The sequence below is a fragment of the Aquirufa rosea genome, assembly GCF_004118285.1.
Lineage (GTDB): Bacteria > Bacteroidota > Bacteroidia > Cytophagales > Spirosomataceae > Aquirufa > Aquirufa rosea.
Genome location: NZ_SDHY01000001.1, coordinates 39,776 through 60,805, shown reverse-complemented (window position 1 = coordinate 60,805; position 21,030 = coordinate 39,776). Strand labels below are relative to the sequence as shown.

General features: G+C 36.6%; 22 protein-coding genes. 8 read left to right on the top strand and 14 right to left on the bottom strand.

Annotation, left to right across the window (positions count from 1 at the left end):
• Positions 1-10 precede the first annotated feature (10 nt).
• On the bottom strand, positions 11-217 hold the full coding sequence (gene tatA / locus ESB04_RS00290) for a twin-arginine translocase TatA/TatE family subunit (protein ID WP_109322843.1): 207 nt from the start codon (positions 215-217) through the stop codon (positions 11-13).
• Between the two features lie 71 nt (positions 218-288).
• Positions 289-726, bottom strand: coding sequence for a YkvA family protein (locus ESB04_RS00285; protein WP_129025079.1), 438 nt, complete (start codon positions 724-726; stop codon positions 289-291).
• A 140-nt stretch (positions 727-866) separates the two neighbouring features.
• Between ESB04_RS00285 and mdh the strand changes: the two genes are divergently transcribed.
• Entirely contained in the window at positions 867-1,802 is a 936-nt protein-coding gene (mdh, locus tag ESB04_RS00280; RefSeq protein ID WP_129025077.1) for a malate dehydrogenase, read from the top strand.
• A gap of 50 nt (positions 1,803-1,852) precedes the next feature.
• On the opposite strand, the gene ESB04_RS00275 is transcribed toward mdh, so the two are convergent.
• On the bottom strand, positions 1,853-3,097 hold the full coding sequence (locus ESB04_RS00275) for an ABC transporter permease (RefSeq protein ID WP_129025075.1): 1,245 nt from the start codon (positions 3,095-3,097) through the stop codon (positions 1,853-1,855).
• A 147-nt stretch (positions 3,098-3,244) separates the two neighbouring features.
• Here ESB04_RS00275 and ESB04_RS00270 point away from each other — a divergent pair, with 147 nt between their 5' ends.
• Together ESB04_RS00270 and ESB04_RS00265 are read left to right on the top strand one after the other, a co-directional pair.
• Entirely contained in the window at positions 3,245-6,205 is a 2,961-nt protein-coding gene (locus tag ESB04_RS00270) for an FAD-binding and (Fe-S)-binding domain-containing protein (protein ID WP_129025073.1), read from the top strand.
• Positions 6,202-6,498: a DUF4286 family protein gene (locus ESB04_RS00265; protein ID WP_129025071.1), complete on the top strand. Its 297-nt coding sequence runs from the start codon at positions 6,202-6,204 to the stop codon at positions 6,496-6,498. The genes ESB04_RS00270 and ESB04_RS00265 overlap by 4 nt, the downstream gene beginning before the upstream one ends.
• Here the strand turns inward: ESB04_RS00265 and ESB04_RS00260 are convergent.
• Positions 6,493-7,215, bottom strand: a complete 723-nt coding sequence (locus ESB04_RS00260) for a uracil-DNA glycosylase (protein WP_235832150.1) — start codon at positions 7,213-7,215, stop codon at positions 6,493-6,495. The two genes, ESB04_RS00265 and ESB04_RS00260, sit on opposite strands and share 6 nt — an antisense overlap.
• Between ESB04_RS00260 and apaG the strand changes: the two genes are divergently transcribed.
• The gene (apaG, locus tag ESB04_RS00255) at positions 7,202-7,588 is read left to right on the top strand and encodes a Co2+/Mg2+ efflux protein ApaG (RefSeq protein WP_129025069.1); all 387 of its coding nucleotides are present in this window, start codon (positions 7,202-7,204) and stop codon (positions 7,586-7,588) included. The genes ESB04_RS00260 and apaG overlap by 14 nt on opposite strands.
• Complete coding sequence (locus ESB04_RS00250; protein WP_129025067.1) at positions 7,588-8,034, top strand: hypothetical protein; 447 nt, start codon at positions 7,588-7,590, stop codon at positions 8,032-8,034. The genes apaG and ESB04_RS00250 overlap by 1 nt, the downstream gene beginning before the upstream one ends.
• Before the next feature lie 47 nt (positions 8,035-8,081).
• Here ESB04_RS00250 and ESB04_RS00245 read toward each other — a convergent pair whose 3' ends face one another.
• Entirely contained in the window at positions 8,082-9,875 is a 1,794-nt protein-coding gene (locus tag ESB04_RS00245) for a DEAD/DEAH box helicase (RefSeq protein WP_129025065.1), read from the bottom strand.
• Between the two features lie 173 nt (positions 9,876-10,048).
• Positions 10,049-11,299, bottom strand: coding sequence for an OmpA family protein (locus ESB04_RS00240; protein ID WP_129025063.1), 1,251 nt, complete (start codon positions 11,297-11,299; stop codon positions 10,049-10,051).
• A gap of 118 nt (positions 11,300-11,417) precedes the next feature.
• Here ESB04_RS00240 and hisB point away from each other — a divergent pair, with 118 nt between their 5' ends.
• On the top strand, positions 11,418-12,530 hold the full coding sequence (hisB, locus tag ESB04_RS00235) for a bifunctional histidinol-phosphatase/imidazoleglycerol-phosphate dehydratase HisB (protein WP_129025061.1): 1,113 nt from the start codon (positions 11,418-11,420) through the stop codon (positions 12,528-12,530).
• Positions 12,531-12,681: 151 nt separating this feature from the next.
• On the opposite strand, the gene radC is transcribed toward hisB, so the two are convergent.
• Both radC and rpsT read right to left on the bottom strand, forming a co-directional pair.
• Positions 12,682-13,380: a RadC family protein gene (radC, locus tag ESB04_RS00230; protein ID WP_129025059.1), complete on the bottom strand. Its 699-nt coding sequence runs from the start codon at positions 13,378-13,380 to the stop codon at positions 12,682-12,684.
• Positions 13,381-13,465: 85 nt separating this feature from the next.
• On the bottom strand, positions 13,466-13,723 hold the full coding sequence (rpsT, locus tag ESB04_RS00225; RefSeq protein ID WP_129025057.1) for a 30S ribosomal protein S20: 258 nt from the start codon (positions 13,721-13,723) through the stop codon (positions 13,466-13,468).
• A gap of 54 nt (positions 13,724-13,777) precedes the next feature.
• Between rpsT and ESB04_RS00220 the strand changes: the two genes are divergently transcribed.
• Positions 13,778-14,674, top strand: coding sequence for a zinc dependent phospholipase C family protein (locus ESB04_RS00220; protein WP_129025055.1), 897 nt, complete (start codon positions 13,778-13,780; stop codon positions 14,672-14,674).
• Positions 14,675-14,693: 19 nt separating this feature from the next.
• Positions 14,694-15,875: a class I SAM-dependent rRNA methyltransferase gene (locus ESB04_RS00215; RefSeq protein ID WP_317127006.1), complete on the top strand. Its 1,182-nt coding sequence runs from the start codon at positions 14,694-14,696 to the stop codon at positions 15,873-15,875.
• A gap of 56 nt (positions 15,876-15,931) precedes the next feature.
• Here the strand turns inward: ESB04_RS00215 and lepB are convergent, their stop codons facing one another.
• The 6 genes from lepB to ESB04_RS00185 are packed head-to-tail and all read right to left on the bottom strand — an operon-like array spanning position 15,932 to position 20,962.
• Positions 15,932-17,077, bottom strand: coding sequence for a signal peptidase I (lepB, locus tag ESB04_RS00210; RefSeq protein WP_129025053.1), 1,146 nt, complete (start codon positions 17,075-17,077; stop codon positions 15,932-15,934).
• A gap of 1 nt (position 17,078) precedes the next feature.
• Positions 17,079-17,861 (bottom strand): phytanoyl-CoA dioxygenase family protein, encoded by a 783-nt coding sequence (locus ESB04_RS00205; RefSeq protein WP_129025051.1) that lies wholly within the window; start codon positions 17,859-17,861, stop codon positions 17,079-17,081.
• A gap of 1 nt (position 17,862) precedes the next feature.
• On the bottom strand, positions 17,863-18,582 hold the full coding sequence (gene dapB, locus ESB04_RS00200) for a 4-hydroxy-tetrahydrodipicolinate reductase (protein ID WP_129025048.1): 720 nt from the start codon (positions 18,580-18,582) through the stop codon (positions 17,863-17,865).
• Between the two features lie 5 nt (positions 18,583-18,587).
• Complete coding sequence (locus ESB04_RS00195; protein WP_129025046.1) at positions 18,588-19,244, bottom strand: DUF5683 domain-containing protein; 657 nt, start codon at positions 19,242-19,244, stop codon at positions 18,588-18,590.
• Between the two features lie 6 nt (positions 19,245-19,250).
• Positions 19,251-20,168 (bottom strand): ParB/RepB/Spo0J family partition protein, encoded by a 918-nt coding sequence (locus ESB04_RS00190; protein WP_129025044.1) that lies wholly within the window; start codon positions 20,166-20,168, stop codon positions 19,251-19,253.
• A gap of 14 nt (positions 20,169-20,182) precedes the next feature.
• Entirely contained in the window at positions 20,183-20,962 is a 780-nt protein-coding gene (locus ESB04_RS00185; RefSeq protein ID WP_129025042.1) for a ParA family protein, read from the bottom strand.
• Positions 20,963-21,030 lie beyond the last annotated feature (68 nt).

Sequence of the window (21,030 nt, the reverse complement as noted above, 5' to 3'; positions counted from 1 at the left end):
AAGCTAGGAATTACTTCTTTGTCTCGTCTAGTTCTTTATTGATTTGATCTTTTACTTCATTCTTGGCATCCTGAAACTCACGAATACCTTTTCCTAGTCCACGCATTAATTCAGGTAATTTTTTACCACCAAAAAATAATAGGATGGCTAAACCGATTAATAAAAGCTCTCCTCCTCCTAAACCATTCAAAAACAACAATATACTTGCTATGCTCATCATTTTCTTTAATTAAAAATTTTGTAAATATATTCAATACTAATCAGAAATCCTTCTCAAATGGCCAAAGATTACATTTGTTTTTCAAATTCATCCAGTTCCTCTTTGATGGATTTACCTACCCATAATACTAAAGCCAAATCATCAGTGAATCCTATAATAGGCAATAAGTCGGGTATAAAATCAAACGGCGATATAAAATAAATTAAAACCGCGGCAATTTTAGCCAATGTAATAGCGGGTAATTTTCGATAAGTTCCTTGTACGTATGCTTTAATCATTTGACTAAACAAAACAATATAATGATTTAACAAACGAACTACAGATATATTACTTTTTGAAGCTGTTTCATTGACCTTAATCAACGCATTCTTTACTAAATTTAATAATCCATATTTATTGTTTACCATTAAATTCTCACCCTTCACCAAGGCTTCTTTAAAAAATGATGAACTCAATATGCGGTCAATAAAGGTGGCGCCTTTCGTCATAAACTTAGATTTATCCATAAATATACAAACTGAATACTAAAATCTAATAGGCTTTGTCCTTATTTGTATAATCTATCTGATTTTAGAAATATTTAATGCTTTTGTTGTAATTTAGGAAAGTTTTTTTGCTCAATAAAAATCATTAAAATCATACCACAATGAAAATTACCGTAGTAGGAGCTGGTGCTGTAGGTGCTACATGTGCTGACAACATCGCTAGAAAAGAATTAGCTGATGAATTAGTATTATTAGACATCAAGGAGGGAATTGCAGAAGGCAAGACTTTGGATATGTACCAAACTGCCTCTCTTTTAGGTTTTGATACCAAATTGGTAGGCTCAACCAATGATTATTCCAAAACTGCTAATTCAGATGTTGTTGTAATAACCTCTGGATTGCCAAGAAAACCAGGCATGACCCGTGAAGAACTCATTGGCGTAAATGCAGGTATTGTGAAGAGTGTGGTGGAGAACATCTTAAAGTATTCCAAAAATCCAATCATTGTGATTATATCAAATCCAATGGACACCATGACTTATTTGGCTAAATCTGTGGCTGGTTTAGACAAACACCGCATTATTGGTATGGGTGGAACATTAGATTCCGCTCGTTTCAAATGCTATTTAGCTAAAGCCATGGATGTTTCTATCAATGATATTCACGGAACTGTTATCGGTGGACACGGGGATACAACTATGATTCCATTGAAAAGATTAGCTACTTATAATGGTGTTCCAGTAAGTCAGTTCTTATCTGCTGAGACATTAGATAAAGTTGCAGCCGACACCATGGTAGGTGGCGCTACTTTGACAGGCTTATTAGGCACTTCTGCATGGTATGCCCCAGGTGCAGCTGGAGCTGCACTAGTAGAAGCTATTGTACGTGATGAAAAAAAGATTATGGCTTGCTGTGTTTCCTTAGATGGAGAATATGGACAATCTGATATCTGCTTAGGTGTACCAGTAGTTTTAGGCAAAAACGGGTGGGAGAAAATTGTTGATTATAAATTAACAGCAGACGAACAAGCTGCTTTCAACAAATCTGCTGATGCTGTACGTAATATGAACTCAGTTTTAAGTACTTTGAGTTTATAAAAAGCCCAAATAAATTTCAAATGAAAAGGCCATCAAACGATGGCCTTTTCCTATTTAGAGCGGATCGCAATAACAGGATCCATTTTTGCTGCCACCCAGGCAGGAATGATACCCGATAAAATTCCTATGAAACTAGAGATCATTAAACCACTTAATACATTTTTAAAACTTAAACTAAGTGGCAAAGCATCCTGGGGTATAAATGTAATCAAGACTACTAATCCAATCCCAACTAATCCTCCAATCAAACTCAAAAACACGGCCTCAAACAGGAACTGGAATAGTATGAAATAATTTTTCGCCCCCAAAGATTTCTGGATACCTATGATATTGGTTCTTTCTTTCACAGAAACAAACATAATATTGGCTATACCAAAACCTCCCACAAGCAGAGAAAATCCTGCAATCAAGGCCCCTGCTACATTCAAAACAGAAAAAATACCATCAAAAAACTGGTTCAATCCATCCATTCGATTAATAGAAAATGAGTCTTCTTGCTTAGGTTTAATTGACCGTAGACTGCGCATCATACCTGTAATATCTCCCTCCAAATTCTGCTGATTCACATCATCTTCGAATGCTTTAACTGATATATCTGGTTGCGGACGATCCTTTTGAAAAATACTAGCATAGGTCAGGTAAGGTATAATCACTTTTTCATCTGGTGAGCCACCAAAGCCCAACATGTCATTTCCTTTTTGTTCAATGACACCAATCACAGCAAACTTAATTCCATTTAATTTAATAATTCGACCGATAATTGGCTCCCCATTAGACAAATTAGCTGCTACTTTAGAACCAATGATAGCTACATTTAATCCATTATCTGCCTCAATGGGTAAAAAATACCTTCCATCGCTAATTGGACAACTTGTCACTTGATTATAATCATAACTAGCTCCTGTGATATTAATATCCATGCTGTTACTACCACTGGAAACAGTTCCAGTTCTACCTCCATCAATAATCGCTACAGCCTTAGCAGAAGTCAGATTTTCTTTTAAGTACCTAAACTCTGAATATTTAATTTCCGGACGATTCAAGTATTTCCACCAAGGATAATTATTCTGCATTAACCATGGCCATTTGCCCACATATAAAACACCTGATCCAGCAAATGAATCAATTTCCGAACGGATTTTTCCGTTCAAGGAATCTACAGCTGTAAATACAGCTACAATAGCAAAAATCCCAACACTTACCCCCAACAAAGACAAGGTAGTGCGCATGATATTAGATCTAAGGGCCTGATAGGCAAATAATAGACTCTCAAATACTTGTCTTAAAAATTTCATAAAGTATCAATTTGCACAATAATCTTAAAGTTAATAAGCAGTAAGCATTAATAATCCCCTATTTATATGAATAGATGGTATAAACTTTGAATGGCAATATGTTGGTAAGACTGGATTTTTGTAATTTTAACAGATTAATAAATACCCATGGCTTGGAGTAACCGAGAATTTCATACACTATCTGCTCATTTTGAAGGCAAATTATACTTTGATACTTCTCAATCCTCTCAAATAGCCCGAAAAATATACGCTACAGATGCCTCAGTTTACCAAGTTCAACCTCAGGCAGTAGCTATCCCCTCTTCTTCCAAAGATATTAAAAGGCTGATTCAATTTGCCAAAAATAATAAATTAGGTATCATACCCAGAGGAGCTGGAACCTCTTTGGCAGGTCAGGTTGTGGGAGATGGAATTGTGATGGAGATATCCTCAGCCATGAGTAAAATCATTTCACTCAACAAAAAAGAAAAGACCATTTGGTTAGAGCCAGGCATCGTTCGAGATGATTTAAATACCTCAATTAAAAAGACTGGATTATTTTTTGGACCCGAAACTTCTACGGCTAACCGAGCTTTGATTGGGGGTATGGTTGGGAATAATTCCTGCGGACTTCATTCCATCGTATGGGGAAGCGTAAGAGATCATCTATTAGAGACAAAAGCTATTTTATCCGATGGAACAGAGATTTATACTCATCCCTTAAGCATCGAGGAGTTTTACAAAAAAACTAATCTGCAAAATTTAGAAGGGAAGATTTACCGGGAATTACATCGAATCTTAAATAATCCTACTGTTCAGGATTTGATTAGAAGTAAATTCCCTAAAGCTAGCATCAAACGGAGAAATACGGGATATGCTTTGGATGCTTTAATTGACATGCAACCCTTTAATCCACAGGGAAAACCATTCAATTTATCGTCCTTAATAGCTGGGTCAGAAGGAACCTTGGCCGTCGTTCATACCTTAAAACTTCAGTTACTGGATATTCCCTCGTCAGATGTTTGCTTGGTTTGTGTTCACTGTCACTCCATTCAAGAATCCCTACAAGCCAATTTATTAGCTTTAAGCAGTCAACCAACTGCATCCGAGTTAGTGGATGATTTTATTTTATCATTTACAGAAGGTCATCCAAATTTTCAAAAAGATCGAAGTTTTATACAAGGTAAACCTGCGGCCATTTTGATGGTGGAGTTTAGGGGTGATGAAGCATCGAGCAGTGAAAACAAAGCTCATCGATTCATCGAAAAACTAAATGCCCAAAGTTTAGGTTATGCGGCTCCCATTTTGGTCGGAGAAGAAATTGCTCAAGGCTGGGATATTCGTAAAGCTGGGTTAGGATTAATTCGAAATATTATCGGAGACAAACAGGCCGTTAATCTGATTGAAGATTGTGCCGTAGACCCAGAGGATTTGCCCAATTACGTGGCAGATATACAGGATTTATTAGCTCGTCATCAGGTAAAAGCGGCATATTATGCCCATGCCGGTGCGGGAGAATTACATATCGAACCTTTCATCGATTTAAAATCCAAGGAGGGGAAAAAACTTTTTAGAGATTTATTGAGTGAAACCGTTCAAATACTAAAAAAATACCAGGGTTCATTAAGTGGAGAGCATGGTGATGGACGATTAAGAGGGGAATTTATTCCTGAAATCATGGGTGCTGAGGTATATGAATTGTTTCAAGAAATTAAATATGTTTTTGATCCATCCAATGTGCTAAATCCGGGGAAAATAGTTAATACTCCACCCATGGATGAAGCATTTAGGATTCAAGAAAAAAAAGAGTTGCAGCGAAACTATTTCTTTGATTATGAATCATTGAAAAATCCATTAACCCTTGCTGAAAAATGCTCAGGTTCAGGAGATTGCAAAAAAACAGCTGTTACTGGAGGTACTATGTGTCCTAGTTATATGGCCACCTTACAAGAGAAAGACAGTACCCGTGCTCGTGCCAACATGCTTAGGCAGGTATTGTCTTCAGAGACAGAAAAGCCTTTTTCAGAGCCTCAATTAAAGGAAATTCTAGATTTATGTCTCTCCTGTAAAGGATGTCAAACAGAATGTCCGTCTGGGGTAGATATCAGTAAATTAAAAGCTGAAACCTTACAGCAAAGTTACCTCGAAGATGGAACGCCTTGGAGAACACAACTGATCGGCCACTTCCCTATCATTCAAAAATGGGCTAGAAAAATATCTCCGCTCTACAATTTTGCTGTTGAATTCCCTCTGACCAGTGTCATCATAAAAAGTTTCATGGGTTTTTCCTGGGAAAGAAGTATCCCCAAGGTATCCTTTCGCAGTCTAGAAGATTGGTTTATTACCTACAAAAGAAAGATTTCTCAAGAAAATATGCCTTTGGGCATGCTCTATTTTTTTGCAGATGAATTCACGAATTACAATGACGTCGAAATTGGTAAAAAGGCCATCTTGCTCTTAAATGAATTAGGATATGGAGTAGAGATTCCTTTAGGAATTGTCAGTGGAAGAAGTTATTTGTCAAAAGGTATGTTGATTGAAGCCAAAAAGTTAGCCAATCAAAACGTTAGCATATTGAAAGAATTCATTCGTGCTGACAAGCCTTTTATAGGTGTAGAACCAAGTGCTATTCTAAGCTTCAGGGATGAAATACCTTTATTGGTGGACCCAGAGCTAAAATCAGATGCGCAAGAACTAAAAAAACATTGCTTATTGATTGATGAATTTTTAGCTCAGGAAATAAAGGCAAAAAGAATTCAAAAATCTGCCTTTGGCACCAAATCAAGGAAAATCGTGTTGCATGGACATTGCCATCAAAAATCAATAGCGGGTTTAAGTTCCACTAGACAAGTGTTAGCTTTCCCAGAAGGACATGAGGTTGAATTAATTCCCTCAGGATGTTGCGGGATGGCAGGATCTTTTGGATATGAGAAAAAGCATTTTAAAATTTCCAATCAAATCGCAAACCTGGTACTATTCCCAAGTATTTTGTCGAAACCTAGCTCCACGGTCATTGCTAGTAATGGAACATCTTGTAGGCATCAAATCAAAGATGGTATTGACAAAAAATCTTACCACACGGTTGAAATTCTGTATCAGTCACTTGCTAATCATTCCATATCCATATGATTCAATATAATTTATCCCTTTTTTTCGAAAACTCAGTCGAAGAAAAGGCCGTCATAGCACTTAAAAAAATCATTCTACCTGAAATAGAAAAGCAAGATTTCATTCAAGATGTATACTTGTTTGAAATTCAATCCCATCAAGAGCCAGACTCTAAAGGTTTTAGTTTACAATGTTGGTTGCCCGCAGAATTTGAGCAGGAAACATCATTTATAGAGGGCCTTGTAACGCGATTTTTATTGAAAGAATTCCCTAACCAACATGTCTATTTCCCTAGTCAACTTAAGAAACTATAGCCATTGAATAGGTTTCTTATCATGGGCCAATAAATATTCATTGGTCTTAGAAAAATGGTGATTCCCAAACCAACCTCCCCGATTAGCCGACAAAGGTGAAGGATGTGCTGCTTCCAAAAGCAAATGTTTGTTTCGATCAATGCTAGAAGCTAATTTTTGGGCATGAGCTCCCCACAGTAAAAAAACCAAATGTTCCTTTTCTGTATTTAATTTATCAAGCGCAAAGGAAGTCAATTGTTGCCAACCCAAATGTGCATGCGAACCTGGTTTATCTTCTGATACAGTTAAAATGGTATTCAGCATCAAAACGCCTTGTTTCGCCCAATGAGTCAAATCGCCCGATTCATGATTCATCCATACATCTAAATCTTGATGTAATTCTTTTTTGATATTCTTGAGAGAAGGAGGTAAAGCTATCCCATTAGGAACAGAAAAGCATAATCCATGGGCTTGTCCTGGTCCATGATATGGATCTTGACCAATCAAAACTACCTGTGTATCTTCAAAGGAACAAAGGTTAAATGCCTGGAAAACAGATGCTAAAGGAGGAAAAACTTTTTCCGAATTTACCCGTTCTATTAGCTGATCTCCCAAAGAATCAAAATAAGCTTTACCCAAGTCTGACAGGAAAATATTTTTCCAGTCATTCATTAGTAAATCAGTTAAATTTCGAGCTATTTTGCTATCATTTTGATCCATAATTATGATTGAATCCATCTCCAATGGTTTTTATATAGCTGTAGAGACGCAGCACATGTCTGAATACGAAATTCAAAAACCTTATCAGCATTTTTTCTCTTACCAAATTACAATCAAAAACCTAAGTAAACAACCTGCACAATTAGTCAGTAGATTTTGGAAAATCCAGGATGGTTCAGGTAAAACCGAGCATGTCAATGGTTTAGGAGTGGTAGGTCAACAACCCATTATTGAACCTAATCATTCCTTTACTTACACTTCTGGCTGTCCAATAATCGGTAATTTAGGTAAAATGAGCGGTCATTATACCTTTCTCAATTTAGAAGACCAATCCACGTTCACGGTTAAGATACCACCTTTTGAACTTGCACCAGCCTACATCTTAAACTAATGCGATTTATACAAAAATGGGTGTTCAATTTTAGGGCCCAAACAAGCCATGGCCTACATTCTCCCTCTGTCTATAAACTATATACGGAAGTAATTAATCCAATTTTAAATCAAAGATTACCTACTCAAAATAGCATAGAGGAGTTAATATTGGGCATCAGTCAATTTTATGCCAAGGTGATTGATGAGAATAAAGTAATTCCCCTAGTAATTCCTACACTAAGCCCAGAAGTATATCAACAAATAGATGAGATTTTGATTCCTCAAGCAAAATCCAATTCCATCTTGTTCATTATTAATCCTTATAAGAACACTTTAAGTCAGGATATTTGGGATACTTTAATAGATGATCCTAGGGTTATTCATAGTGTGGATCTATTTGAATTGGGATTTTTTCGTTTCAATAAAATGGCTCAAAAAGAACATTTCATTTTAAAAAAAATGTAAATAAAAAAGGCGACCGATGGTCGCCTTTCATTCTATAAATCAATAGTTTACATTGGTTTCGCAATTTCTACGATAACGCGTTTTCCTTTGATTTGAGCTCCTGTCATTTTGTCTAAAACAACATTGGCATATTCTTTAGGAACATCCACGTAGGTATGCTTATTTTCAATTTGAATTTGACCTAATACATTACCAGGAATACCTGATTCCCCTGCAAATGCCCCAACGATATTAGATGGAGAAATTTTCTCATTAAAACCGATGTTCACAAACATGCGTACCATATTTTCATCAGAACGGTATGGTTTTCCTTCTTTATCATTTCTAGGACCACGAGGACCGCGATCACGGTCTCTACCACGATCTTCACGACCACCAAAGCGTGAATCTCTTTCAAAACGACCTGCACCACGGCGACCATCTCGTTCACTCCCACGATCTCCGCGATATCCACCACGGTCTCCTCGGTCACCACGATCATCTCGACCATATTTACGAGACTGGCGTTCAAATTCACCTTCTAAATTTTCATCACCAAACTCGTTCTTCTGAACACCCATGCTGATTTTAACTAAAGCAGAAACAATTTGCTCCGTCGTATAACCTGCATGTTGTAAACTTGTTAATGCATCATTAAATACCTCTAAATCACCTTCTTCAATCGTGGCAGCTACACGTTCTATGAACATACCTTTCTTCACCCCCACTACATCCGTAAACGAAGGAATTACACCTTTTTCAATTTTAACTTTAGTGTAATTCATGATCTCACGTAAGCGATTTCTCTCAGAACCCACCACCAAAGTAAATGCTTTTCCTGATTTACCTGCTCTACCGGTACGACCAATTCTATGAACATAATATTCCTCATCTAAAGGAATATCATAATTGATTACTCCATCTACATTTTCCACATCCAAACCGCGCGCAGCTACATCAGTTGCCACCAAAAAACCAACATTACCATTTCGGAATCGATTCATTACCTGAGTTCTTTGTGATTGACGTAAATCACCATGCAAGCCTTCAGCTGCATATCCACGCGTCACCAATTCCTCCACCACCTCATCGACTCTTTTTTTCTGATTACAGAATATCAAGACCAATTTCAAGTTGTAAAAATCAATTAAACGAGTAGTAACTTCCATTTTTGCCCTACCTTTTACATCAAAATACAACTGCTCGATATTGACATTGGTAATTTCGTTTTTCACTACTTTCACTAACTTAGGATTGGTCAAATATCGATTAGTCAAAGCCATAATTTGCTTAGACATGGTAGCTGAGAACAAAACGACTTGACGCTCTTCAGGAATTTCTTGCAAGATACTTTCGATATCTTCTCTAAAACCCATATCCAACATTTCATCAGCCTCGTCCAAAACAATCATGGAAGCCTGACCTAATTTCAGTGCGCGGCGCTCAATTAAATCAATTACCCTACCAGGAGTACCCACCACAATGTTGGCCCCAGCTTTTAGTGATTTAATTTGACGCTCAATGGAATCACCACCATATACAGTAGTTACCCAAACACCTTTAGTAAATTTTGATAATTTTTTTAATTCTTCAGTCACCTGCAAGGCCAACTCCCTAGTTGGACATAAAACAATGGCTTGTACATATTTCTCAAATGGAGCCACATGCTCAATCATGGGAATACCAAACGCGGCAGTTTTACCTGTTCCTGTTTGTGCTTGACCGATTACATCACGGCCTTCTAAGATAAAGGGGATAGCTTCTGCTTGAATGGGTGAAGCGAATTCAAAACCCATTTCGTTAACAGCAGCTAGGATTCCTTCCGAAAACGGAAGAGAATCAAAGCGAATTTGATTACTCATTTGTTATTTTTTAATTACGTTGCCCGAACACATCCGTAATTAACTCTTGCCGATAGCCCAAAAAAGGGGAAAAGAATTTTACAAGTAATTGTAAAAAAGAGTTGTGAGGATGTATTTGTATTTCTAAAACACAAAAATACTCCAACAATAAATGAAATGCAAATTAAATTGTATTATTTTAATAATTCCTTCTTATAAAGCACCACTAAGACTTGAGAATTGATAGGTACAGCCGCCTCAGGTGTAATAGATCCACCAGCCGATTTCACTTCAATTCGATTGGGTGAAATCCCCTCTCCAACCATTCGATTTTTAATTACAAACCCTCTTTTTAAGGCTGATTTAGCGTCATTTTCTGCAAATCCATATACACGTATGTGAACGTCTTTATATTTGTTCAAACCTTCTACCATTTTCTTAAAAAAGGCATCGTAAGAAGATACTAATTGATTAGATAGTGCATCAAAAGAAATTTCACTAATTCTCAATTCTGCGCTCTCCGTGTTAGTAGAATCAGTCAGGTATTCGAACATCGTTTCCAAAGAAGAATTCTTGGGCACATCAAAGGCCTTACCATCAGGCCAACTCAAATGAGTCAAAGAATCTGAGGTAATTTTAACTGAATCCAAACTTAACTTGGCTAAACTATCCCTTAATTTAGCAAGGCTGTCTACTGGAATAATTTCCTCAGTATCAACGCTATGCATTTCTACTTCTTGACTCAGCTTTTCATACATGAACCACGCTACGCTTGCAGCCACCATTAAAACAATAGCAACTAATGAGAGCACTTTCCAATTAAGGATAGAAGCTCTCTTCTCATCGATGGATATTTCTACCTCATTTGAACCACTTTGAAAAGTATTCGATTCGTTTTTAAAAACTTCTGACAACAACAATATCTCAGAAATTTGTCCATGAAGTTTAGGTGGACATAAACTTGAAAATTCATGTTTTTGAGCAAAGAAATGTTCTCCAAAAGAATTCAAATCCTTTATAATAGGAGCATCAACTCCATGTAAACGATACCCAAATAAAGCAAAGCAAATACTCAATCCCTTAACAACTAATGAGCTTCTACATTTAAATTCTCTAGAAACTAGTGAAGCAACAGCACTTTTCTTGTCTGGCATTAATATACCCAACAATACCTCACCATATGAAATGATTTTTTCCCATTCAACTATTTCTGGAGAAGAAGCAAACAATTTATCTATCTCCTTGTCAGGTACTGGCTTTTGCTGAATAAAGTTGTATAGAGCATTAAATCGAATTCTATTACGAACAAGCTTTAAAGATGAACCCAAAATAATGGATTCCCAAACAGGCAATAATTCCTGAATTCTATCCACATCTTCATGGCTAAATTTTGAAACACGCTGAATAAAAATCTCTCTCTCGCTAGCTTCCAGTATTATAAACATCTGACTATTAGGTAAAATAATCCTCTAAATTACATTAGTCCATGCATTTTTGACATATTTTGAATAGTATTTTTTTATATTTCTAATTTCCATGAAAATGTATCATTAACTTTGCCAGATGAAGAAAGTATTATTCATTGACCGTGATGGAACACTAATTGTGGAACCTAACATAGACCAACAGGTAGATAGTTACGAAAAACTATCCTTTTTACCCAATGTCATTTCTAGCTTAAAGAAGATTGTCGATTCGACTGATTTTGAATTAGTCATGGTCACCAATCAAGATGGCTTAGGAACTCCTTCATTTCCAGAGGAGACATTTTGGCCGGCACATAATAAAATGTTAGAAATTTTAGCTTCTGAAGGGATTCATTTTACCAAGATTCATATCGATAAAAGTTTTCCGTATGAAAACCTTTCCACAAGAAAACCAGGAATTGGATTATTAGGAGAGTATTTTACTCAAGAATATGATTTGTCCAATTCATTTGTCATAGGTGATCGTTTAACCGACATCCAATTAGCTAAAAATTTAGGATGCCAGGGCATACTGATTGGAAATCTGAATATTCCCAATGATTTAAATGATTCGATTGCGCTCAAATGCCTAGGCTGGAATGAAATATTCCAATTCTTCCAGTTACCCCAAAGAAAGGTAGTGCACGACAGAAATACCCATGAAACTAAAATTCATATTGAATTAAATTTAGATGGAAGCGGTCAAGCAAATAACCAAACCGGACTTGGATTTTTTGACCACATGTTGGATCAAATTGCCAAACATGCTAATATGGATTTATCTGTAAAGGTTCAAGGTGATTTGCACATTGACGAGCACCACACCATTGAAGATACGGGTATTGCATTAGGTGAGGCATTTGCCTTAGCATTAGGCAATAAAAGAGGCATAAATCGTTATGGATTTTTGTTACCCATGGATGATTGCTTAGCTCAAGTGGCCATCGACTTTTCAGGCAGAAATTGGTTGGTTTGGGACGCTCATTTTAAAAGAGAAAAGATTGGAGAAATGCCCACAGAGATGTTTTCACATTTTTTCAAATCATTCTCTGATGCCTCTAAGTCCAATTTGAATATTAAGGCTGAAGGCGAAAATGAACACCATAAAATCGAGGCTATTTTCAAAGCTTTTGCCAAGTCACTACGACTTGCAGTCCAAAGAGACGTAAATAATTTAAATTCTTTACCTAGCACTAAAGGCCTGCTTTAATTTTTTTAGTATTTTTGCACGTCATTAAACATACAACTATGGGTTATTCAGGAGCAGCATTTTTTATTATTTTGTTCGCAATTTCTATTGTAATTGGTTCAAAACTTCAGAAAATTTATAAAGAAAGAGGAAAGTAGTCCTCTTTCTTTATTTATAAGTAGCCTTCATCGGCAAAACTAAAGTATCCCTGAGAAGCGATAATCAAATGATCTAAAATCTGAATATCCAGCATCTTACCAGCTTCCGTAATTCTTTGCGTTAAATCTCGATCTGCCTTACTTGGCTTCAATTGGCCAGACGGATGATTATGTGCCAAAATCAATGAACTGGAAATCGTTTCTAATGCTGATTTAAATAGAAGCTTTAAATCTACCGAAGTACCAGAAACACCCCCCATACTCAATCTTTGTAATTTCAATAAATTGGACGCCCGATTCAAATGCATGACCCAAAACTCCTCGTGGTTTAAATCAAACAGATGAGGATAAAATAAACGGTGTGCATCTTTTGAACTTTGAATTACTTGAACAGATTGAGATGCCTCATATGACATCCTTCTTCGTCCCAATTCTAAAGCAGCCACTAAGATGGTAGCCTTCGCCTTTCCCAAGCCTTTAAACTTCATAAAATCATGGAGTGAAAATCTTCCTAATGTACTGAGGTTACCTCCTATGGAATTCAACAATTCATTCGCCATTTGAAGTGCCGACTTATTAGGAATACCTGAATGAATCAAAATAGCCAATAATTCATCAACTCCTAACAACTCCTTCCCTACTAAATTTAATTTCTCTCGTGGACGATCTTCCACATTTAATGACTTAATACTCAAATTTTGACCTTCGTACATAATATCTTTTTAAGCGAAGGTAAAAAAGGGACATAAAAAAACCCTACCGAAGGCAGGGTTTATCAATTATCTGATAATCAAGCTATTAAGCAGCAATTTTGTTTACCAACTTCGCTAATTTCGACTTTTGGTTAGCAGCTTTATTCTTGTGAATGATATTCTTCTTTGCCAATTTATCCAAAGCGGAAGAAACTTGCTTGAATAAATCTACCACTACAGATGAATCTGTAGTCAATCTCAATTTCTTGATTAAGGTACGAGTAGATTTATGCTGGTAACGATTGCGCAAACGCTTTGCTTCATTTGCTCTAATACGCTTTAATGCTGATTTATGATTTGCCATCTTTAACTAAAAAATTTCTATTCTTTTGAAAATTGAAATGCAAAAGTAAATAAAATGATTCATACACACAAGATTTTATCTAAAAAAAGCCTAATATTTCAAATCCATTTAAGCCTATGCCTACTTTTAAGCTATCCTTCTTATTCCCTTCCATGGGGATTCTTTGCTCACAAAAAAGTTAATAGACTGGCCGTTTTCACTCTACCAGCTTCATTAAGTAAATTTTACAAAAGACATCTCAAGGCCATGGAAGAGTGGGCAGTACTACCGGACCAAAGAAGGTATGTATTAGACCAAGAAGCAGCCCGACATTATATTGACTTAGACCTTTACCCTATACAAATAGCCTATACTTCAATTCAGCAAGCGAAAAAAATAGTAACAGAAGACAGCTTACAAAAACATGGGATAGTCCCTTGGCATATAATACAAGTCCATGATCTATTAATTCAAGCATTTAGTAAAAATGATACCACGACCATCATCAAACTGTCGGCTGAATTAGGACATTATGTAGCAGATGCCCATGTACCCTTGCACACCACTTCAAATTATGATGGGCAAAAAACGGGCCAACAAGGCTTGCATAGTTTTTGGGAATCCAGAATTCCTGAATTGATGGATAGCGGACTAGAAGATTGGGTTGGTGCAGCTACTTTTGTCGAAAACCCACTTCAATCTTGCTGGAAATGGGTTTTGCAAGCCCACCAAATGGTTCCTATTTTATTAAAAAAAGAAAAAGAAATACATCAAATTACCCCAGAAAATAGAATTTACACCTTTGAGAAAAAGGGGAATTCCCTAATAAAAACCTATAGCAGGAATTTCAGTTTGGCCTATCATCATGCCTTAGATGGACAAATAGAACAACAATTTAAAAGTGCGGTCTTGCATCTTGGAGATTTACTATTCACTGCATGGATTCTAGGAGGACAAAGTGATTTCAAATAAAATTGTGCAATTTTGCAGTATGATAACAAATGAAAGCATAACCCTAAAAAGAGGGAAAGACGCGCCAGTAAGAAGGTTTCACCCTTGGATATTTTCAGGGGCTATTCATCAACAAAGTGGGAAATTGCAAGATGGAGATTGGGTAAATGTTCTAAGTGCAGAAGGTGATTTTCTAGGGCTAGGCCATTTTTACCTAGGAAGTATTTCAGTGAAAATTGTATCCTTCACTCCCGTTAAGGATTTGATGGATCTTTGGGAGGAGAAAATCAAGAAAGCGTGGGATTTAAGGCAAAAATTAGATTTGAAAGATACTAATGCTTACCGACTCATACATGGCGAGGGAGATGGCTGTCCGGGATTAATCATAGACGTTTACAAAGATATTTTCGTATTTCAAGCACACTCTATTGGGATGTACCAAAACAAGGAAAGCATCATTGAAGCCCTAAAAAAAGTATTTGGAAAGAAAATAAAAGCGATTTACGATAAAAGCAAAGAAACCTTACCTACCAATTTTGCCCATCAATGTCAGAATGGTTATTTGTTTGGTTCAGCGGATGTACCATATGAAATCAAAGAAAATGGAGTCAAGTTTTCCGTTAATTGGGTTACCGGCCAAAAAACCGGATTCTTTTTAGATCAACGAGATAATCGGGCCTTATTAAGTCAATATGCTAAAGGAATGCATATTTTAAATACCTTTTGTTATTCAGGAGGCTTTTCTCTTTATGCTTTGGAGGCAGGTGCTTCTTCGGTTATTTCATTAGATGCATCCTCGAAGGCTATCGATTTGGTGAATCAAAATATAGCCTTAAATAAATTTGAAAATAAAACTCATCAAGCGATCGTAGGTGAAACTCTCCCCTATTTGAGAAATAACCAAGATGAATTTGATATCATCATATTGGATCCTCCAGCTTTTGCTAAATCGGTCAATACGAAACATAAAGCCTTGCAAGGTTATCAAAAGATCAATCAATTAGCTATTCAGCAAATCAAGAAGAATGGATTAATTTTCACCTATTCTTGTTCACAGGTCATTAGCCGCGAACTGTTTCTCAATATGTTGGTTGCCGCTGGAATTGCCGCTGGCCGAGAAATTCAGCTGATTCACCAAATGACTCAAGCACCCGATCATCCGATCAATCTATTCCACCCGGAAAGTCATTACTTGAAGGGATTTGTATTGAGAGTATTGTAAATAAATAGGCCATCCAAATTTAAATGGATGGCCTATTGTCAAATATCAAGATATTTCTAATTAACAAATCTAAAAATTCGATTCCATCGAATTTTACCTGAAAACAAACCTTTACCTGGGTCCAAAGACATCCAGACAAAGACCGCCTTTCCTACAATGTGATCAGCCGGAACAAATCCCCAGAAACGGGAATCGGCTGAATTATGACGATTATCCCCCATCATAAAAAAATAATCCTGTTTAAAGGTATATGAGCTTAATACCTTACCATCTTGTATTAGTTTACCTCCCTCAAGGGTGATATCTTTATTACCTTCATAATTACGAATAGCCTCTTGATAAAGGGGAATAGACTTAGCATCTAATATAACTACCCAACCTTTTTTAGGAACTTGAAGCGGTCCAAAAAAATCACGATTCCACTTGAACTGGATTGTATCATGCGGAAAAATATCCAAATAAGTCACTCCTTTAGGATCTTTGAAAGAATTATAATCAATCTCCTTTTTAAAAGGTAATTTCATGATTTCATCCAAATTCTTTTTACTTGTATTGACTTTGTATCCAACCAATTGATTCGTAGAATCTGCCAAAGGAAGCCAATCTGAAGATTCAAAACTCGCATCTACTGAATTACGAATACCGTACTGATCGAAGAAAGACTCATCCAACTCTTCCTTGGTCTTCAAAAAGACCGGATGTTGCATTCTTTCAGGATTCTCCATGGCCTTTCCGTTGACAAAAATTTGTTGATCTCGCACTTCAATCACATCCCCAGGGGTAGCAACGCAACGTTTTACGTAAAATGTTCTTAAATCTAAAGGCGCATCCCCATCTTCTTCCCAATTCGGTGCATTAAATACTACGGCATCTCCTTTTTTTACCTCAGAAAAACCGGGAAGACGAAATACAGGTAAATCCAACCATCTTAAATAGGAAGGCAAATTGGTGAACCATATTTTTTGATGAGTCAAAGGCAATTGCAATGGCGTCTTAGGAGTTCTCACTCCATAGTGCATTTTACTAACAAACAAAAAATCACCCACCATTAAAGAACTCTCCATGGAAGGTGTAGGAATAGTATAGGCCTCAAATAGAAAAAATCGGATTAATGTAGCTGCCACCACAGCGAAAGCCACTGAATCAAGCCATTCTCTAAAAGCTGACTTTTGTTTAGGATGTTTAGTTTCCTCTTGTTTCATTTTATTTCTTTTTCAAAAATTTATCAATCAGCTCTTGAGATGGTTTATGTATGTAGGGATGAGGGAACCCCCTCTCAATAAAATCAGGATCCTTCATGTTGGTATAACGAAAATGACAAGACCAACGTATCTCATTATTAGTAATCACTCCAGATTCGTGCACCAGCATAGTCGAAAACACTGCAATATCACCCGTTTTTAATTCGGGCTGTAACCGTGGATAGGAATTTCGATCAAAAGGTACCTCCGCAAATCCATTATCAATTTTATCGGTCAATGGCCCTAGTTTATGTGAACCTGGATAGAAAACAACTGGTCCATGAGCCACATCAACATCCATCAAGGGTATCCAAACTACCACTGAATCAGCAGAGGACAACATAGACACCCAATCTTGATGTAAAGGAGTTTTATAAAAGTGTTCTGATTTGGCTAAAGAAGGATGATTAAAAAACAAAACTGGCCTTGTACACATATTGGGTACCTCCATGCCCATTTCACGCATTAAATTCACTAAATCAGGATGTACAGCCAGCTGATACAGCTCAATCAAACCTGTTTGAATCAATTTTCCACAATTGATGAATTCATCCAAATGATTTTCAAACAATTGGACCATTTGACTTAAATAATCCCCTTGAATTCCAAAATGGTCAAATTGAATCTGAAAAATCTGCTTGGCAGCTGTCTGTAAGTTTTTAATCAATTCAGGATCAAAAAACTGAGGAATAACTACTACTCCTTGTTCGTCCAATTCCCGCTTTATTACTTCTATATCTTGCATATTATCCTAATTTAAGCATGTCACCCATACCTAATACCCCTTTTTTATCCTTTAACCATTCGGCAGCAATCACTGCACCTAGAGCAAATCCTTCCCTGCTGAATGCTTCATGGGTAATTTCTATTTGGTCCACTTTAGAGATGTATTTTACCGTGTGGGTACCAGGCTTAGTAGATTCTCTTTGAGACCAAATGGCAACTTCGTTGGCTTGTGGAATTTGATTATTTACCCAAACATCTTTATTTAAATAAGCTTCAATGATACCTTCAGCTATGGTAATTGCGGTACCACTAGGCGAATCCTTTTTCTCTGTATGATGTATTTCATTTGTATAAATCTCATATTGGGCATGTGGAGCCATCAATTTGGCCAAATATTTATTTAAGGCAAAAAACAAGTTTACCCCTATGGAATAATTCGATGCATAAAAAAAGGTGGCATCATTTTTACGAGTTAATTCTTCTACTTCTTGCTTTTTTTCTAACCAACCGGTAGTACCACAAACTACAGGAATTTGCTTTTCTATACAGGTAATGATATTAGCATAAGCAGATTGAGGGTTAGAAAATTCGATAGCCACATCTACATCTTGCTTAGTTAATTTTTGTAAATCGTTTGGATTATCTATGTCAATTTTAGCCACCACTTGGTGTCCTCTACTAAGTGTAATTCGTTCAATTTCCTTGCCCATCTTCCCATAACCAATCAAAACAATTTTCATTCGACTTATTTTTTAAAATTAAAAGACAAAGATATACCAGAATACAAGCCATTGGCATTAGGTTGGTATTCAAAATTGGGTTTTATTTTCAAAGTAATGTCATCAGAAACGTCAAATGTCTTTAAATGAGCGCTTACGTTGGCATCTACCACATTGAGAGCCCAAGCCAAAACCATCCCAATATAAGTATAATCTCTATTTCTACGGTAACCGTCATTTAAACGTTTCAATTGATTCACGTCCAAATCTCGAATCAAACCATCCTCAAATGGAACAGCCACAGTAGCTGGAGGCACATAGCTAGGATCTTCCGGATGGGGGGAAGCTATGTAATAATAGCCCCGATACTTCACATATCGCACTTGATTATAATCGGCAATGAGTCCTAAGGTAATAAAAGCACCTGCAACCAAAGGTAATTTCCAATATTGCCTGTTGTAATACTGTCCCCAACCTGGAATCATCAAAGATTTCAAGGTAGCTACGCGGGGGATAATTTTATATGATTTTTTTTTGACTGCGTTAACAGTATCTACTTTAACTACTTTGTTCTTATCCAAGGTATCTATTGAAATAGAATTCGCCAAGGATACCCAAGAACATAAAAAAAGCCCAATGAAAATTAATAATCCCAAATAAATGGGGGCTTTGACATCATTCATGATCTACTATTGTACGGCCTTCAATAGCTTTAATAGCTCTTCCTTGGACTTAAAACTAATTTTCAACTCCCCTTTACCATCCTCATTCATCTTAAATGAAACAGGAGATTGAAAGAATTCGGCAAAAGTCTTTTGGATTTGTTGTATCTCAGCCAAAGGCAAATTCTTAGCATCTTCAGGTTTTCCTAAGTCAGGATGAGCAGATTGTCTAACAGCATCTTCTAATTTTCTCACCGACCATTCTTCTGAAATCGTCTTTTGAAATAGCACATGTTGCAATTCAGGATTTTCGACAGAAACTAAACAACGCGCATGTCCCATGGAAATCTTCGCATCTCTAATTGCTGCTTGAATAACAATAGGCAATTTCAACAATCGCATATAATTGGTCACATTGGAACGACTTTTCCCCACACGATTTCCCAAATCCTCTTGTTTCAATTGACATTCATCCATCAACCTTTTGTATGACAAAGCTATCTCTATCGCATTTAAATTCTCTCTTTGAATATTTTCAATGAGTGCCATTTCTATCATTTGCTGATCATCGGCTGTCCTTACATAAGCTGGAATACTACTCAGACCTGCCAATTTAGAGGCTTGTAAACGACGCTCACCAGAAATTAACTGAAACTTTTTAGGTGCTAATTTTCTAACGGTAATAGGTTGAATAATTCCTTGAATACGAATAGACTCCGCAAGGTCCGCGAGTGCTTCCTGCTCAAAATGCTCACGAGGTTGATAGGGATTAGTTTCTATATATTCTAATGGAATTTCATCCATCAAATTGACTCCCTCTAAACTGCCGGCAAGTTCTGGTGCATGTTTGGAAGTGGATACATTGACTGAATCCTCTAACAAAGCTCCCAGACCTCTACCTAAACCGATTCTCTTTTTTGAACTTGTTTCTTGCTTGGCACTCATATGATTCAATTCTGCTAAACAGCTTGTAATAAACCGTTTTTAGTAATAATTTCCTTAGCCAAGTTTAAATAACTTATGGCTCCTTTGCTTTCTGCATCGTGCAATATAGCAGGAATACCAAAACTCGGTGATTCTGACAAACGTATATTTCTTGGAATAATCGTCTCAAAAACCATGTTTTTGAAATGACTATTCACTTCATTTACTACTTGATTGGATAAACGTAATCTTAAATCATACATGGTCAACAAAATTCCTTCAATCATCAAATTCGGATTTAAACGAGATTGAATGATTTTAATTGTATTTAAAAGCTTCCCTAAGCCTTCTAAAGCATAATATTCGCACTGCACGGGAATTATCACTGAATCAGCCGCCGTTAGGCAGTTGATTGTAATCAAACCCAATGACGGAGAGCAGTCCATGATGATAAAATCATATGTATCTTTGATTTCTGCCAATGATTCACGCATGCGGGCTTCCCGATTATTTAAATTAATCATTTCAATCTCCGCACCCACTAAATCAATGTGTGAAGGAATGATATCCAGATATTCTAATTCAGTGGAAACGATACTCTCCTTGACCTGAGCCAAACCCACCATACATTCGTAAATACTACGTGTAATTTCTTTCGGATTTAAACCGAGTCCAGAGGTGGAATTTGCCTGTGGATCTGCATCGATAATCAATGTTTTAAATTCCAATGCTGCCAAAGAGGCTGCTAAATTAATAGCTGTAGTGGTCTTACCGACACCCCCTTTTTGATTAGCAATAGCAATGATTTTACCCATGGTTGAAAATCTGAAAAATATTAAGGACAAATGAAAAACAATATTACAAAATATGTTTCACATCTGAA